We start from the raw sequence: 13,758 nt of genomic DNA, 5'->3' as shown, positions 1-13,758 counted from the left end.
GACTCAAAGCTTCCAGCCCGAATGAAGTGCTGCAATACCGCCGGAATAATTGCGGAAGGAAACGCGATCGAAGCCGGCGCGGGAAATCATCGTCGCGAAATTCTGCTGGTTGGGAAACCTGGCGATCGATTCGACCAGATAGGAATAGGGCTCGCCGTCACCGGTGACCATCTTGCCGATCTTGGGAATGGCATTGAACGACCAGGCTTCGTAGGCTTTGTCGAGCAGCGGCATCTCGACCTCGGAAAATTCCAGGCACAGGAAGCGCCCGCCCGGCTTCAGCACGCGAAACGCTTCGCCCAAGGCCACCTCTATGCGCGGTACGTTGCGGATGCCGAAAGCGATGGTGTAGGCATCGAATGTGGCATCAGGGAAGGGCAGCTCCTCGGCATTGGCCTCGACGAAATCGGTGTTGCCGGACAGGCCTTTCTTTTCGGCCCGGTCGCGGCCGACGGCCAGCATCGAGCCATTGATGTCGAGCACGGTGGCATGGGCGGTGCCGTGGCTGGCATCGACGATGCGGAAGGCGATGTCGCCGGTGCCGCCGGCAACGTCCAGCACGCGCCAGCCGATCCTTTTGGGAGGATTGAGCCAGGTGACCATGGCGTCCTTCCACAGCCGGTGCAGGCCGGCCGACATCAGATCGTTCATCAGGTCGTAGCGGTTGGCGACCTTGTGGAAAACATCGTTGACCAGGGACTGCTTGTCGCCAGCCCCTACACGCTTGAAACCATAGGAGGTTTCCATGCCGCCCGCGGCCGTGGTTCTCTCAACTGACATTTTTTTGATCCGTCATAAAACCGGCGGGACCATAGCCGATCGATGGTGCGGGCGCTATTGTTTAAGGCGCGGTGTTCAGCCGCGCTTCCAGGTGGCGGGTTTTCAAGACCTGGACGGACCGACGGGATGATTGAATGCCTTTGAAAGCGGAACTGCACTGCCACATCGAAGGGGCAGCGGCGCCCGAACTCGTCATCCGCCAGGCGCAGAAATACGGCAAGGACACCTCGCCCTATATCCAGAACGGTTCCTTCGTCTGGCACGATTTCACCTCCTTCCTGGCGGCTTATGATTTTTCCGCCGATCTGTTCCGGACCGAGGAGGACTATGCGCGGCTGGCCGACCATTATCTGACCAGTCTCGCTCGCGATGGTGCCATCTATTCCGAGGTGTTCACCTCGCCGGACCACGCGAAAAAGGCCGGCCTGTCGCCCAAGGCCTATACCGATGCGCTCGGCGAAGGCATGGCCCGCGCCAAGGCCAAGACCGGCATCGAGGGCCGCATGATCGTCACCGGCGTACGCCATGTCGGGGTCGAGTCGATCGAGCAGGCGGCGCGCTTCGCGGCGCGCTGCGGGCATCCGCTGGTCACCGGTTTCGGCGTTGCCGGCGATGAGCGCATCGGCGATATGGAGGACTATGTCAGGGCTTTCGAGATCGCCCGCGAGGCCGGGCTCGGCATCACCGTCCATGCCGGCGAACTGACGGGCTGGGAGACCGTCCAGGCGGCGCTCGATCACATCCGCCCGTCCCGCATCGGCCATGGCGTGCGCGCCATCGAGAACCCGGACCTCGTCCGGCGCATCGCCGACGAGGGCGTCGTGCTGGAATGCTGCCCCGGTTCCAACATTGCGCTCAAGGTGTTCGACAGTTTCGCCGATCATCCGTTTCCGGCCCTGCAGGCGGCCGGCTGCAAGGTGACGCTCAATTCCGACGATCCGCCCTATTTCTGGACCTCGCTGAAGCGCGAATACGACATTGCCGCCGAGCATTTCTCGATGAACGAAAAGGCGCTGGCCGCCGTCACCCGCACCGCCATCGAAGCCGCTTTCGTCGATAGAAAGACGAAGACCGCGCTTCTTGCCCGGTTGAACGGCGCGGCGCGCTGATTTCCGCCGACAAAGCTGTGGTCGGTGCGGGCCAAGCGGTTCCTTGGCCGGCGCATTGCCGCTAGGGTTCGCCCAGGCAGCTTGAAGCGCGGCGCGTCCGAAAGGGCCATGCGCGCATTTTCGGGCGCAGGCATCAGGAGAACACCATGAAGGGCGTCACCGTCGTCGACCACCCGCTTGTCCAGCACAAGCTGACCATCATGCGCAAGAAGGAAACCTCGACGGCCGGCTTTCGCCGGCTGCTGCGCGAAATCTCGCTGCTGCTCGGCTACGAGGTCACCCGCAACCTCGAACTGACGACGACGACCATTGAAACGCCGATGGAAACGATGGAAGCGCCGACGCTTGAGGGCAAGAAGCTGGTCTTCGCCTCGGTGCTGCGCGCCGGAAACGGCTTGCTGGAAGGCCTGCTCGACCTGGTGCCGGCGGCGCGCGTCGCCCATGTCGGTCTCTACCGCGATCACGAAACGCTGGAAGCGGTCGAATATTTCTTCAAGGCGCCGAGCGACCTCGCCGACCGGCTGGTGATCGTCGTCGATCCGATGCTGGCCACCGCCAATTCGGCGATCGCGGCGATCGACAAGCTGAAAGAGCGTGGCGCCACCAACATCCGTTTCCTTTGCCTGTTGGCGGCGCCTGAAGGCATCGACCGCTTCATCAAGGCGCATCCGGACGTTCCCGTCTTCACCGCTTCGATCGACCGCCAGCTCAACGAGAAGGGCTACATCATGCCTGGCCTCGGCGACGCCGGCGACCGCATGTACGGGACCAAGTAATACCAGGCGAAGTCGCTTGGTACGATTTACCAAATGTTTACGCAAAGGCGCGGTTTTGGCGCGCGTTAAAGCGGCAAACACCATCCGGGCTTAACGATCGGCTGTCACTGCAGCGCCCCGCGTCCATTTCGGACGCGCAAAGGACACTGCAGCACTTTGATTTGCGCGTGAGCCTTCGAAAATCGATCCCGATTTTCGGGGTCATGCGGCGAGGCCGACCCATGCTGCGCAAACTTCTGATCCTAGCCGTTTTCGCCGGTACATCGGCCTCGATACCGATTGTGTATCAGTCGAATCCGCAACTCGTCGAAAATCTGCTGAGGTCGGCGGTGCCGGGCAAACAAGCGGCCGAAGCCCAACCGGACGTCAATCTGGCATCGGTGCCCAACAAGCCCGCGGCACCGCTGCCGATGGGCCGCAAGGTCGTCGTTGCGGCAGACGAGCGCGGACATTTCTCATCGGCCTTCAAGCTCAATGGACGTCAGGTCGACGGCATGATCGACACCGGCGCCACGCTGGTCGCCATCAACATTTCGACGGCGCGCCGGATCGGCCTGTCGTTGAACGCTTCCGACTTCAACCGCGAGGTCAACACCGCCAACGGCACCATCAAGGCGGCCGTGGCCACGATCGACCGCCTGCAGATCGGCAACATCACGGTCAATGACGTCCAGACCATCGTGCTCGACGACAGGGCGCTGCGCACCAATCTGATCGGCATGAGCTTCCTCAACCGGCTCGACAAATACCAGGTCGAGAACGGCACGCTGCTGCTCGTCCAGTAACGCTATCCGTTTTCCGCAATTCCCAAGGAAAAGCGCTATGCGCTTTTCCCGGGAAGCCGTTTCACACTTTTCCTGGAATTGCTCTAGCCGCGCGGCAGAATCCGCCGGATGACCGACTTGTCGGCCGGCGGCTTCGAGGCGCCGACCGTATAGGCCGAAAGCACGGTTGCCGCGGCGGCCTCGGCATCGGCCGATGAGCGGGCATGGATCAGCGCCAGCGGCTCGCCGATCCCAACCTCCGCACCGACCGGCAACAGCCTGGTGATGCCGACCGCGGGGTCGATCTGGTCGTCCGGCCGCGTGCGCCCACCTCCCAGGCCGACCACGGCGAGCCCGATATCGCGGGTGGCGATGCCGGTGACGAAGCCGTTTGCGGTCGCCTTGACGGCAAATTCGATCGCTGCCGCTGGCAGATATTTTTCCGGTTTCTCGACGAAATCGACGGGGCCGCCAAGCGCGGCCACCATGCGCGCGAAAGTGGCGGCGGCGCGGCCGCTGGCGAGCGTCTCGGTGGCGCGCCGCATGCCATCCTGATTGGACGATACCAGTCCCGCCGACTGCAGCATTGCGGCGGCGAGCGCCAGCGTCACGTCCTCAAGCCTCCGGTCGCGAAACCGGCCGGTGAGGAAATCGACGGCGTTGCGCACCTCGACGGCGTTGCCGGCGGCCGACGCCAGCGGCTCGTTCATCCCGGTGATCAACGCCGAGGCCTTCAGTCCGGCGCCGTTGGCGATCTCAACCAGGCTGTTGGCGAGTGCGGTGGCGTCGCGCGATTTTTCCATGAAGGCGCCGTTGCCGACCTTGACGTCGAGCACCAGCGATTGCAGCCCGGCCGCCAGCTTCTTCGACAGGATCGAAGCGGTGATCAGCGGCACCGATTCGACCGTGCCGGAGACGTCGCGGATCGCGTAGAGCCGTCGATCAGCGGGCGCGAGGTCGGCGGTCTGGCCGATGATGGCACAGCCTGTTTCGAGCACCGCCTTGCGAAACAGCGCGACGTCGGGCTGGCTGACGTAGCCGGGGATGGCATCCATCTTGTCCAGCGTACCGCCGGTGTGGCCAAGGCCACGGCCCGAGATCATCGGCACATAGGCGCCGCAGGCGGCGACGATCGGCGCCAGCATCAGCGAGACATTGTCGCCGACGCCGCCGGTCGAATGCTTGTCGGTGACCGGGCCGGGCAGGTCCGACCAGTCGAGCACATCGCCGGAATCGCGCATCGCCAGCGTCAGCGCCACGGCCTCGTCGCGGTTCATGCCGTTGAAGAACACCGCCATGGCGAAGGCGCCGGCCTGGCCATCGGTAACGGCGCCTGACGTCACGCCCTCGACGAAGCCGGCGATCTCTCCTTCCGACAGCCTGAGGCCATCGCGCTTGCGGCGGATGATTTCCTGGGGAAGCATCAGGTCTCCAGCAGTCCGTCGTGGAACACGCGCTGCAGGATCGTCGCCAGCCGCGCGCCGCCGACCGGCGCCATGTCCTTGGTTTCCTGGTGCGATAGCTCGGCCCCGGTCATGCCGGCCGCCAAATTGGTGATGACCGAACAGGCGGCGACGCGCAGTCCGAGGAAGCGGGCGAGAATGACTTCAGGTACGGTCGACATGCCGACCGCATTGGCGCCCATGATGCGCGCCATGCGGATTTCGGCCGGCGTTTCGAAGCATGGGCCGGAGAACCACATATAGACGCCCTTGTGCAGGGTGGTGCCGGTCGCATTTGCCGCCCCTTCGATGGCCTGGCGGATGCCGGCATCATAGGGTTCGGTCAGGCCGACGAAACGCCGGTCGCTGGGTTCGCCGATCAGCGGATTGGTGCCCGAGAAATTGATGTGGTCCGATATCAGCATCACCGAGCCCGGCGGCATGTCCGGATCGACCGAGCCGGCGGCATTGGTAAGGATCAATTTCGTGATGCCGATGCCGGCAAGCACTTCCAACACCGGGCGCATCGCCGCGGCGTTGCCGTGCTCGTAGTAATGGGCGCGGCCCGACAGCATCAGCACCGGCACGCCGGCAAACAGCCCTGCCACCACTTCGCCGGCGTGCCCGGTGACGCCGCTTCTGGGAAAACCCGGCAGGTCGGCATAGGAGATGCGGATCGGGTCCTCTATCTGGTCGACCAGACCGCCGAGGCCCGAACCGAGCACCAGTGCGGTGGCCGGCGCCAGGCCGTCCAGCCTTTCGACGAGATGATCCAGGGCTTTTTCAGTCATCGCCGCCAGCTGTTCATTTGAGCCCGTTGTTCATTTCAAAATATCGCCGCGGAAACCGTAAGGCAGCATGTCGCCCATGGTCACGGTCTCGGCCACACCCGCATTGTCGCAGAGATAGAGCTTTGTTTCCGGCCGGCAGAATTCGGCAAGCCGCTGGCGGCAGCCGCCGCAAGGCGAGCATTTGGCCATGCGTTCGGCAAGGACGGCGATCTCCACGATCTTGCCGCCGCCGCCCATGATGTAGTGGCCGAGCGCCGTGGTCTCGGCGCACCAGCCTTCCGGATAGGAGGCGACTTCGATGTTGGCGCCGGTAAAGACGCGCCCGTCCTCGGTGCGCAAGGCAGCGCCGACCGGAAACTTGGAATAGGGCGCGTAGGCCTTGGCCATGGCGGCCTTGGCGGCCTCGAACAGATCATGCGACATTCAGGTGTTCTCTCCGATGATCGTGTTCAAAACCCGGCGCAAAGCCGACCTGCCGCTCAACGTTCCTTGACATAAGGCACGCCGCCGGCGCGTGGCGGAATGGCCTTGCCGATGAAGCCGGCGAGCAGGATGACGGTGAGGATGTAGGGCAGCGCCTGCATGAACTGCGCCGGCACCTTGCCGATGATGGGCAGCGGTGATCCTTGCAGGCGGATCGACGCCGCGTCGAGGAAGCCGAACAGAAGGCAGGCGAACATGGCGTTGACCGGCTTCCACTTGGCGAAGATCAGGGCTGCCAGCGCGATGTAGCCCTTGCCGGCGGTCATGTCCTTCACGAAGCCGCCATTTTGCACCATCGACAGGTAGGCGCCGGCAATGCCGGTGAGAATGCCGGTGCAGATCAGCGCCCTGTAGCGCAGCCAGGCGACGGATATGCCGGCGGTGTCGACGGCGGCCGGGTTCTCGCCTACGGCGCGCAGCCTGAGGCCAAAACGGGTGCGAAACAGCACCCACCAGGTGAACGGCACCATCAGGAAGGCAAGATAGACCAGGATCGAGTGGCCCGACAGGAGTTCGGCATAGATCGGTCCGATGATCGGCACGTCGCGGATGGCCTCGGCGCCCGGCAGGGTGATGGCCTCGAAGCGCTCGCCCGGTTGCAGCGCCGGCGTGCGCCCGCCCTGCTGGAACCAGGCCTGGCCGAGGATGATGGTCGAGCCGGCGGCGATGAAATTGATCGCCACGCCGGAGACGATCTGGTTGCCGCGATGGGTGATCGAGGCAAAGCCGTGGATCATGGCAAAGGCGACCGAGATCAGGATCGCCATGCCGAGGCCGAGAAAGGCCGAATGAAACACGGAAGCCGCCGCCGCGCCGGCGAAGGCGCCGACCAGCATCTTGCCTTCGAGGCCGATGTCGAAGATGCCAGCGCGTTCCGAATAGAGGCCGGCGAGGCAGGCAAGCAGCAGCGGCACCGAGAGGCGGATGGTGGAGTCCAGTGTCTGGATGATCGCGTTGAACACATCCATCTCAGGCACCTTTCCCCTTGACCGCTTCCATGCCGACCGATCGCGGACTGAACGAGGCGAACAGCGCCTGGATGTAGGGCCGGAACATGTGCTCGAGGGCACCGGCAAACAGGATCACCAGGCCTTGAATGATGACGATCATGTCGCGGCTGATTGCCGGCATCTCGAAGGCGAGTTCGGCGCCGCCCTGGTAGAGCATGCCGAACAGGATCGCCGCCAGCACGATGCCGACAGGGTGCAGGCGGCCCATCAGCGCCACGGCGATGCCGACGAAGCCGGCGCCGGAAACGAAGTCGATGGCGACATTGTGCTGATCGCCCATCACCGGATTGAGCGCCATCATGCCGGCCAGCCCGCCCGAGATCATCATGGCGGTGATGATGATGCGGGTTTCGGAAATGCCGGCATAGCGTGCCGCTTTCGGGCTGTGACCGTAGGTGCGCATCTCATAGCCGAGCTTGGTGCGCCAGATCAGCAGCCAGACCAGGAAGGCCATGACCAGCGCCAGCAGGAAGGTGACGTTGAGCGGCGCCGACCGGATCTTGGCGCCGAACAGCTCGATGATCCAGTTGAGCTTGGGCAATTCCGCGCCGGCGAGGAAGTTGCGCGTCTGCGGCGCTTGCGAGGCGGCTGGCTTCAACGGGCCGACCAGCAGGTAAACCATGATCGAGGCGGCGATGAAGTTGAACATGATGGTGGTGATGACGATGTGCGAGCCACGCTTGGCCTGCAGATAGGCCGGGATGAGCGCCCACAATGCGCCCACTGCCGCCGCCGCAATGATCGCCAGCGGGAAGGTCAGCCACCATGGCAGTGTGCTGTCGAAGCTCAGGCAGACGATGGCGATGCCGAGGCCGGCGATGTAGGCCTGCCCCTCGGTGCCGATGTTGAACAGGCCGCAATGCGCGGCCACCGCCACCGAAAGGCCGGTGAAGATGAAGGTGGTGGCATAAAAGAGGGTGAAGGCGATGCCGGTGCCTTTGCCGAAGGCGCCTTCGACCAGGATGACGGCTGCGCGCAGCGGATTCTCACCGACCAAAAGCACGACGAAGCCGGCGACGACGAAGGCGACGAACAGATTGATCAGCGGGATCAGGCCATAGTCGGCCCAGGCCGGCAGTTTGGCGTAAGGCGTGCTCATTCGGCTGCCTCCTGGTGCTCGATGCCGGCCATGAGCAGGCCGAGCTCGCCCTCGGTCGCTTCGGGACCGCGCTCGCCGACGATGCGGCCGGCAAACATCACCAGGATACGGTCGGACAGCGAACGGATCTCGTCCAGCTCGACCGACACCACCAGCACCGCCTTGCCTTGGTCGCGCATGGCGATCAGGCGCTTGTGGATGAATTCGATGGCGCCGACATCGACGCCGCGTGTCGGCTGGCCAACGATCAGAACACCCGGGTCCTGTTCCATCTCCCGCGCCAGCACGATCTTCTGCTGGTTGCCGCCGGAGAAATTGGCGGTCTTCAGCCGACAGTCGGCCGGCCGGATATCGTATTTCGTGATCTTGTCCTTGGCATCGTTGCGGATGGCATCGATGTTGAGGAAAGGACCCCGGAGATAGCGGGGATCGTCGTGATAGCCGAGGATCGAATTCTCGTTCTCCTCGAAGGCCAGCACCAGCCCGACGTGATGGCGGTCCTCCGGCACATGCGCCAGGCCACGGTCGCGCAATTCGCCGGGATCTGCCGCACCGGTCAGGTCGATCGGCTTGCCGTCGAGCATGACCGAGCCGGACACGGCGCGCCTGATGCCGGAAATCGCCTCAAGCAGTTCGGATTGTCCGTTGCCGGCGACACCGGCGATGCCGACGATCTCGCCCGCCCTGATATCGAAGGAGATGTCGTCGACCATGGTGACGCCGCGCGTATCCCTGACCGTCAGGTTCTTGACCGCGAGCTTGACGGCGCCGGCTGCCGCCTCGCCCTTCTCGACCCGCAAGAGCACGCGCCGCCCGACCATCAGCTCGGCCAGTTCCTCGACCGTGGTCTTGGCTGTCTCGCGCGTCGCCACCATCGTGCCCTGGCGCATCACCGACACGGTGTCGGTGATGGCCATGATCTCGCGCAATTTGTGGGTGATCAGCACCACCGTCTTGCCCTGGTCCTTCAACTGCCGAAGGATGCGGAACAGATGGTCGGCCTCGGCCGGTGTCAAAACGCCCGTCGGCTCGTCGAGGATCAGGATCTCGGCGCCACGATAGAGTGCTTTCAGGATCTCGACACGCTGCTGCAGGCCGACCGGCAGTTCCTCGATGATTGCATCGGGATCGACTTCCAGCCCGTATTCACGCTCCAGCCGCTCCAGTTCGGAGCGCGCCTTGGCGATGCTCTTCTTCAAGAGCGCATCGCTTTCGGCGCCGAGGATGACGTTCTCCAGCACCGTGAAATTGTCGACCAGCATGAAGTGCTGATGCACCATGCCGATGCCGAGCGCGATGGCGTCATTGGGGGTCTTGATCGAGGCCGGCTGGCCGCCAACGCGGATCTCGCCGCTGTCGGCCTGGTAGAAGCCGTAGAGGATCGACATCAGTGTCGACTTGCCAGCTCCGTTCTCGCCGACAATGCCGTGGATCGTGCCGCGACCGATCTCAAGGTTGATGTCCCGGTTGGCGCGCACCGCACCAAAACTCTTGTTGATGCCGATCAACTCGATTGCGGCTTGCGCCATGCAGCCTGTCCCACTCTTATTTTTTTATCGCTTGGTCAAAACGCCTAGCATGACACTCCGCCCGTGCCAATTGGCGGAGCAGGTTCACTCTCGACAAATCCCGGTGCGCTTGTCAATTTGCAACGTGGCCGGGGCCTTCACATTCGCTAGTATGACGGAGCCGAAATTCGCATCACGGCGCAAGACATCGCGGTCAACGACATCGCGGTGAACGTCATCGCGGTGAAGATTGGGGAATTCACATGATCATGCCCGCCGACCGGCTGACGACGCTGGAAATTCGCGCCACCGAGCAGGAGAAGACCATCGAGGAACTGTCCGGCCAGATCGCCGAGCAGTGGAAAGTGATCGAGCGCATGCAGCGCAAGCTCGACGCACTGAGCGATCGCTTCCTGGCGCTGGAGGAGCAGACAGGCGATGATGTGCCGGTAACCAAGCCGCCGCACTGGTGAGAGACTGTTTGGAAATTCTACTCTGGCGGCCATCTGATGGCGTTTTCTGCGCTTCCCCGTTCTACTGCGTGCAGTAGAACTGAGCTCACGCACCAAATGTCCGCTCCGCTACGGTTCTCGAAAGCACCATCATATGACTCTCCAGAGCGAATTTCGAACCAGTCTCTGAGGTTCGAACCAGTCTCTGAGGAAAAGGGGGAGGGTGCACGCCGTGGTCAGTGAAAGCGATCGCATCGCGCGGGCCGGCGACTACGTGCTCGGTCTTATGAACGATGTGGACCGTGAAAGGGCAGAGCGCGACCTGGAGATCGATCCCGCCTTCCGCGACGCGGTCGTGCAGCTTGCCGAACGCATGCACATCTTTGACCGTGCCGACCCAGCCAGCGGCGAGGAGCGCTGGAAACAGATCACGCAGCGGATTGGCGACCTGCCGCAGATGCGTAGTTCTGGCCTGAGCGACGCCAGGCCGCCAACCGTGATCCGAAGCCTGTCGCAGCGGCCGCATGGCATCGGCCTGCACACGCTGGGCGGCCGGCGCGGATTTGTGGTTGCCGCCGGACTGATAGTGGCGTTCGCGCTGGGCTGTCTCGTCGCGAAGCTGCTATAGGCGAGGCCGGCGTGACATCAGCGCCATCGTCTCGCCGTCCGAACCGCATATCTCAACGGTATTCCAGCCAAGGGTCGCGTAGAAATCACGCGCATCCCATGTGTAGAGATAGAGCGTCTCGACGCCCCGTGACGCGGCATGGGCTTCCGTTGCCTTGACCAGCGCGGTGGCGATGCCTCGGCGTCGATACCTTGCATCGACAACCAACCCGGCCAGCCATGGCGTCAGATCATGCGCGGGCTCCAACTCGTGGCGGACCAGCAGGCATGTCCCGACCGGGGTGTCGCCGACCCGGGCCACGAATGCCGCCTCGAAGCCGTCACCGGCGATCAAGTCGCGAAGCCCTGCCGCATCTTCCCCGAGGCTCCTTCCGGTTCCCTCGAAAAAGGCAGCCAGGCGCAGTTGCGCGGCAGCTGCTACGTCGTGCTCGCCCATGGGTTCGATCGTCGGCTGCATCTGTATCCCGAAACGGTGTCCGGCACGGAGCGAAGGTTTCGCTCGAACCCGTATAAGGCAAAACCGCCGGGCTGGCGCCCGGCGGTTTGCAGATCATGGCTGTGTGTTCGTGCCGCTCAATAGGGGCAAGCGTTGTCAGCCGTATAGTCGTGTACTTCGACCTTGCCGGCAATGATGTCGGCCTTGGCTTTTTCGACGGCCGCCTTCATCTCGTCCGTCACCAGCGCCTTGTTGTTGTCGTCCATGGCGTAGTCGACGCCGCCTTCCTTGAGGCCCAGATTCTCGACTCCGCCCTTGAAGGTGCCGTTCTTGCCGTCCATGAAGGCGGTGTAGACGGCGACGTCGACGCGCTTCAGCATCGAGGTCAGCACCTTGCCCGGCTGCAGGCCGTTCTGGTTGGAATCGACGCCGATGCCGAGCTTGCCGGCATCTGCCGCCGCCTGCAGCACGCCGACGCCGGTGCCGCCTGCCGCGGCATAGACCACGTCGGAGCCCTGGTCGATCTGCGTCTTGGCGATCTCGCCGCCCTTGGCCGGATCGTTCCAGGCAGCCGGCGTATCACCCGTCATGTTCTGGATGACGTCGGTCGCGCCCGCTGACTTGGCGCCGCCGACATAGCCGCATTCGAACTTGCGGATCAGCGGGATATCCATGCCGCCGACGAAGGAGACCTTCTTCGACTTCGAAGCCATGGCCGCCAGGACGCCGACGAGGTAGGAGCCCTCCTGTTCCTTGAACTTCAGCGACCGCACGTTCGGCAGATCGACCTGGTCGTCGATGATGGCGAAGTTCAGGTCGGGATATTCGGCGGCGACCTTGGCCAGCGCGTCCGTCCAGGCAAAGCCCGCCATGACGATCGGGTTGCGGCCGTCCTCGGCGAAGCGGCGCAGCGCCTGCTCACGCTGCGAGGCATTGGAGACCTCGAATTCGACGTAGGCCGTGCCGGTTTCCGTCTTGAATTTTTCGGCGCCGTTGTAGGCAGCCTCGTTGAAGGATTTGTCGAACTTGCCGCCGAGATCATAGAGGATGGCCGGCTGGACATCCGCGGCGAAAGCCGGAAGAACCATTGCGGTTGCGGCCAGGAGGCCGAGAACGATACGTTTCATGTGATCCACACCCTGTCGGTTATTTTTTCCGTTACGCGCCGCATGCCGGCCCGGTTCTCCGGCAGGCATACGACGTCAGCCAGGAGTGTACTCCCTCCCGCTCGGCGGCAATCTGGCATGGCCCGAAACAAAATTCACGCGGAATTTTGACCTTTTGGAAAAGCTTGGTGCGGGCAAGCCGCACCGCAGCTTGTCCTTGCGCCAAGTGTCAGGCGGAGGCGGCGGCAGGGATGGCGCAAGCGACGCCGTTGCCTTTGAGGTTGCACGTGCCGTAAGGGTTCTTCGCCAGATATTGCTGGTGATCGGCTTCGGCGAAGTAGAATTCGGCCGCCGGGGCGATCTCGGTGGTGATCCTGCCGTGGCCGGCACCGCGCAGCGAGGTCTCATACGCATCGCGCGAGGCGCTCGCCGCCGACAATTGCGCCTCGTCGCTCGTGTAGATCGCGGAGCGATAGGCGGTGCCGACATCATTGCCCTGGCGCATGCCTTGCGTGGGGTCGTGGCTTTCCCAGAACAGCCTCAGAAGCCCAGCATAGGAGGCGATCTCGGGGTCATGGACCACCAGCACCACTTCGGCATGACCGGTAAGCCCGGTGCAGGTCTCCTGATAGGTCGGATTGGGCGTGAAGCCGCCGGCATAGCCGGCCGCGGTGACCCAGACGCCTTCGATCTGCCAGAACAGCCGCTCCGCAGCCCAGAAGCAGCCGAGTCCGAACATCGCCGTCTCCAGCCTCTCGGGATAAGGACCCTTGAGCGGTCTTTTCAAGACCTTGTGCCTGGATGCGGTCGGGATCGCCCTGGCGCGGCCCGGCAGAGCCTCGGAGGGCTTCGGCAGATTGAGCTTCTTGTTCAGCATGTCGCTGAGAAAGAACATGCGCGGCTCCTCTTCGGGTGAACGCAAAAAGCCGCATGACGGCGGCTTTGTTTGAGCATCGGGTTTCCCAAAACCGGCAACCGCTTTTGGGTCCGATGCTCTAGGTGGCGGCGAATTGACCGGTACGCGGTGACCGCCTGTAGCCTATCGCATAGAGCAGGAAAGCCAGCACCGCGAACACGGCGAAGCCCGGCTGGTTCAGCACCCAGGCGATGGCCCCGTCCCACAGCAGCGGGCTGGCCTTGGTCCGGATGAAGGTCTCGAAGGCGGCCCGCGTGTCGGGCGAGACCGCCAGCCAACTGGTGTTGAGCGGGGTCAGCACCAGCACGGAGGCCGCCACGGTGCGTGTCGCGTCGAGCACCGCCATGATGACGGAAATCGACAGCGCGATCATGGCGGCAAGACGAAAGACGAAGCGAAACATCAGAACCCTCCTCCGGGCAGGTCCCCCTCCCGAGGGGCCTTTCAGAGATAGAATGC

16 protein-coding genes are annotated in these 13,758 nt (G+C 63.6%); 5 read left to right on the top strand and 11 right to left on the bottom strand.

Annotation, left to right across the window (positions count from 1 at the left end; translation table 11 throughout):
• Positions 1–3: 3 nt before the first annotated feature.
• Positions 4–780: a bifunctional demethylmenaquinone methyltransferase/2-methoxy-6-polyprenyl-1,4-benzoquinol methylase UbiE gene (gene ubiE, locus MESCI2_RS0117305; protein ID WP_027037678.1), complete on the bottom strand. Its 777-nt coding sequence runs from the start codon at positions 778–780 to the stop codon at positions 4–6.
• A 134-nt stretch (positions 781–914) separates the two neighbouring features.
• Here ubiE and MESCI2_RS0117300 point away from each other — a divergent pair, with 134 nt between their 5' ends.
• The 3 genes from MESCI2_RS0117300 (at position 915) to MESCI2_RS0117290 (ending at position 3,450) form a co-directional block, all read left to right on the top strand.
• Positions 915–1,889 carry an adenosine deaminase gene (locus tag MESCI2_RS0117300; protein ID WP_027037677.1) on the top strand — a complete coding sequence of 325 codons (975 nt, stop codon included), beginning with the start codon at positions 915–917 and terminating at the stop codon, positions 1,887–1,889.
• A gap of 146 nt (positions 1,890–2,035) precedes the next feature.
• Positions 2,036–2,665, top strand: a complete 630-nt coding sequence (gene upp, locus MESCI2_RS0117295; protein WP_027037676.1) for a uracil phosphoribosyltransferase — start codon at positions 2,036–2,038, stop codon at positions 2,663–2,665.
• A gap of 221 nt (positions 2,666–2,886) precedes the next feature.
• Complete coding sequence (locus tag MESCI2_RS0117290) at positions 2,887–3,450, top strand: TIGR02281 family clan AA aspartic protease (protein ID WP_027037675.1); 564 nt, start codon at positions 2,887–2,889, stop codon at positions 3,448–3,450.
• 83 nt (positions 3,451–3,533) lie between these two features.
• Here MESCI2_RS0117290 and deoA read toward each other — a convergent pair whose 3' ends face one another.
• From deoA to MESCI2_RS0117260, 6 genes are read right to left on the bottom strand one after another with little or no spacing between them, the layout of a single operon-like run.
• Positions 3,534–4,853 carry a thymidine phosphorylase gene (gene deoA / locus MESCI2_RS0117285; RefSeq protein WP_027037674.1) on the bottom strand — a complete coding sequence of 440 codons (1,320 nt, stop codon included), beginning with the start codon at positions 4,851–4,853 and terminating at the stop codon, positions 3,534–3,536.
• Complete coding sequence (locus MESCI2_RS0117280) at positions 4,853–5,662, bottom strand: purine-nucleoside phosphorylase (RefSeq protein WP_027037673.1); 810 nt, start codon at positions 5,660–5,662, stop codon at positions 4,853–4,855. Before MESCI2_RS0117280 ends, deoA begins: the two co-directional genes overlap by 1 nt.
• A 30-nt stretch (positions 5,663–5,692) precedes the next feature.
• Positions 5,693–6,085 (bottom strand): cytidine deaminase, encoded by a 393-nt coding sequence (gene cdd, locus MESCI2_RS0117275; protein ID WP_013529630.1) that lies wholly within the window; start codon positions 6,083–6,085, stop codon positions 5,693–5,695.
• A 56-nt stretch (positions 6,086–6,141) separates the two neighbouring features.
• Positions 6,142–7,113: an ABC transporter permease gene (locus MESCI2_RS0117270; RefSeq protein ID WP_027037672.1), complete on the bottom strand. Its 972-nt coding sequence runs from the start codon at positions 7,111–7,113 to the stop codon at positions 6,142–6,144.
• 1 nt (position 7,114) lies between these two features.
• Entirely contained in the window at positions 7,115–8,254 is a 1,140-nt protein-coding gene (locus tag MESCI2_RS0117265; RefSeq protein WP_027037671.1) for an ABC transporter permease, read from the bottom strand.
• The gene (locus MESCI2_RS0117260) at positions 8,251–9,783 is read right to left on the bottom strand and encodes an ABC transporter ATP-binding protein (protein WP_027037670.1); all 1,533 of its coding nucleotides are present in this window, start codon (positions 9,781–9,783) and stop codon (positions 8,251–8,253) included. Before MESCI2_RS0117260 ends, MESCI2_RS0117265 begins: the two co-directional genes overlap by 4 nt.
• Positions 9,784–10,028: 245 nt before the next feature.
• Here MESCI2_RS0117260 and MESCI2_RS0117255 point away from each other — a divergent pair, with 245 nt between their 5' ends.
• Positions 10,029–10,235 carry a SlyX family protein gene (locus MESCI2_RS0117255; RefSeq protein WP_197031562.1) on the top strand — a complete coding sequence of 69 codons (207 nt, stop codon included), beginning with the start codon at positions 10,029–10,031 and terminating at the stop codon, positions 10,233–10,235.
• Positions 10,236–10,446: 211 nt separating this feature from the next.
• On the top strand, positions 10,447–10,842 hold the full coding sequence (locus MESCI2_RS0117250) for a hypothetical protein (RefSeq protein ID WP_027037668.1): 396 nt from the start codon (positions 10,447–10,449) through the stop codon (positions 10,840–10,842).
• Here MESCI2_RS0117250 and MESCI2_RS0117245 read toward each other — a convergent pair.
• The 4 genes from MESCI2_RS0117245 to MESCI2_RS0117230 form a co-directional block, all read right to left on the bottom strand.
• Positions 10,837–11,298 (bottom strand): GNAT family N-acetyltransferase, encoded by a 462-nt coding sequence (locus tag MESCI2_RS0117245; RefSeq protein WP_027037667.1) that lies wholly within the window; start codon positions 11,296–11,298, stop codon positions 10,837–10,839. The two genes, MESCI2_RS0117250 and MESCI2_RS0117245, sit on opposite strands and share 6 nt — an antisense overlap.
• A gap of 116 nt (positions 11,299–11,414) precedes the next feature.
• Positions 11,415–12,404: a BMP family lipoprotein gene (locus MESCI2_RS0117240; protein ID WP_023812582.1), complete on the bottom strand. Its 990-nt coding sequence runs from the start codon at positions 12,402–12,404 to the stop codon at positions 11,415–11,417.
• 208 nt (positions 12,405–12,612) lie between these two features.
• Entirely contained in the window at positions 12,613–13,278 is a 666-nt protein-coding gene (msrA, locus tag MESCI2_RS0117235) for a peptide-methionine (S)-S-oxide reductase MsrA (RefSeq protein WP_027037666.1), read from the bottom strand.
• Positions 13,279–13,378: 100 nt separating this feature from the next.
• Positions 13,379–13,702 (bottom strand): hypothetical protein, encoded by a 324-nt coding sequence (locus tag MESCI2_RS0117230; RefSeq protein WP_027037665.1) that lies wholly within the window; start codon positions 13,700–13,702, stop codon positions 13,379–13,381.
• Positions 13,703–13,758: the final 56 nt, after the last annotated feature.

It is taken from the genome of Mesorhizobium ciceri WSM4083 (genome assembly GCF_000519305.1).
Classification (GTDB): domain Bacteria; phylum Pseudomonadota; class Alphaproteobacteria; order Rhizobiales; family Rhizobiaceae; genus Mesorhizobium; species Mesorhizobium ciceri_B.
Note: the sequence above shows the minus strand (reverse complement) of the source record. Positions and strands in the feature narration are given on the sequence as shown.

Coding starts and splice junctions, on each gene's coding strand:
- MESCI2_RS0117260 (WP_027037670.1), bottom strand. CDS start 9,783: ATGGCGCAAGCCGCAATCGAGTTGATCGGCATCAACAAGAGTTTTGGT.
- msrA (WP_027037666.1), bottom strand. CDS start 13,278: ATGTTCTTTCTCAGCGACATGCTGAACAAGAAGCTCAATCTGCCGAAG.
- MESCI2_RS0117230 (WP_027037665.1), bottom strand. CDS start 13,702: ATGTTTCGCTTCGTCTTTCGTCTTGCCGCCATGATCGCGCTGTCGATT.
- deoA (WP_027037674.1), bottom strand. CDS start 4,853: ATGCTTCCCCAGGAAATCATCCGCCGCAAGCGCGATGGCCTCAGGCTG.
- upp (WP_027037676.1), top strand. CDS start 2,036: ATGAAGGGCGTCACCGTCGTCGACCACCCGCTTGTCCAGCACAAGCTG.
- cdd (WP_013529630.1), bottom strand. CDS start 6,085: ATGTCGCATGATCTGTTCGAGGCCGCCAAGGCCGCCATGGCCAAGGCC.
- ubiE (WP_027037678.1), bottom strand. CDS start 780: ATGTCAGTTGAGAGAACCACGGCCGCGGGCGGCATGGAAACCTCCTAT.
- MESCI2_RS0117245 (WP_027037667.1), bottom strand. CDS start 11,298: ATGCAGCCGACGATCGAACCCATGGGCGAGCACGACGTAGCAGCTGCC.
- MESCI2_RS0117265 (WP_027037671.1), bottom strand. CDS start 8,254: ATGAGCACGCCTTACGCCAAACTGCCGGCCTGGGCCGACTATGGCCTG.
- MESCI2_RS0117300 (WP_027037677.1), top strand. CDS start 915: ATGCCTTTGAAAGCGGAACTGCACTGCCACATCGAAGGGGCAGCGGCG.
- MESCI2_RS0117280 (WP_027037673.1), bottom strand. CDS start 5,662: ATGACTGAAAAAGCCCTGGATCATCTCGTCGAAAGGCTGGACGGCCTG.
- MESCI2_RS0117270 (WP_027037672.1), bottom strand. CDS start 7,113: ATGGATGTGTTCAACGCGATCATCCAGACACTGGACTCCACCATCCGC.
- MESCI2_RS0117290 (WP_027037675.1), top strand. CDS start 2,887: ATGCTGCGCAAACTTCTGATCCTAGCCGTTTTCGCCGGTACATCGGCC.
- MESCI2_RS0117240 (WP_023812582.1), bottom strand. CDS start 12,404: ATGAAACGTATCGTTCTCGGCCTCCTGGCCGCAACCGCAATGGTTCTT.